Source organism: Moorena sp. SIO3I6 (assembly GCF_010672095.1).
On sequence record NZ_JAAHHU010001619.1, the window covers coordinates 1 to 1,127 of the forward strand.

A 1,127-nucleotide genomic window follows, 5' to 3' on the forward strand; every position below is an offset into this window, starting at 1 on the left:
TTAAAATTTGACCTCTCATCCTGGGGGGGCGACGAAAATAGTTATAAAGCAGACAGGGCAAGCGATCTAGCTCTCATTCCTCGTAAATAATACTTCCGTTTATTACGACCCACGTCTCATTAATTCCCGTACTAAATTAATACACTCATCTCTAAAACTGACCCAATTTTGAGCATATAATCCTATATAGCAGTCCTAAATGATTCGTAAAAATAACTCTGCCTTAATTAAGGGTTTATTACCTCTATTTTTTTTTGAAAAACACCATACTTATGAAGTTTATTAAACTCAAACACTTCTCTTTGAATAAAAAAAGTAAATAACCACTTTACCAAGGCAAATGACCGTAATTTATACCAAAATTTTCTCAAGAAATTTTTAGCTTTTAACCAAATATCTTCAACCGGATTTTGTTCAGGAGCATTAGGGGCTAAAATTTCACAGTGAACGGGTCGCTGAAAAGGGTCTAGATCTTGATTGACTTCCCTAAGATACTCCTTCATTTCTTTATATTTATGATAACTAGCTCCATCCCAAATAATCAACAATCTACTTCCTGGATTAAGTTCTCTTAAAAATTTCAAAAATAACACTGTATTTTGAGAATTACCTTGCTTATACTCCCGGACAATAAACTCCTTAGTTTGATAATTTAAAGCCCCATAATAAGTCTGACGATCCCGTTCATTAGTCATGGGAATTTCTAACCTTGTCTTGATGCAGTCGCTCATGGGGGAAACCCCCAAGACCGCGCTGCATCGCTTTTTTAGTCAATCCCCACCCATAACCACAAACGTCTCCCCACAACAGATGACATTCATCAATCAAATACACCACAAGCTTTCCAGTCTCTATATCTTCACGATTTTCTTCTAATAAATCACAGATTTCTTGATGTCGTATTTCTACCTGTTTTTGATCTCGTTTTGGGTTCCTTTTTTGAGTTTTTTTCCAACTCATCCCTGCCTCTTTAAAGAGATCATAGTAACTCTGTTTTGACGGAAATTTGATGCCATAATTATCTTCTATCTAATTTTCTAGTTTACTTAAATCTATCTGATTTTGACTTCTTAACCACTCAATTATAGAAGTCCGATCGCTTTGATTAAGGTATCCTTTTGAGCCTT

The 1,127-nt window shown here is 35.2% G+C and carries 1 pseudogene; it reads right to left on the bottom strand.

Going from position 1 to position 1,127, the window contains the following annotated elements:
- Positions 1-227: 227 nt before the first annotated feature.
- A pseudogene (locus F6K49_RS51715) lies at positions 228-1,127 on the bottom strand (IS630 family transposase); the annotation flags it as partial.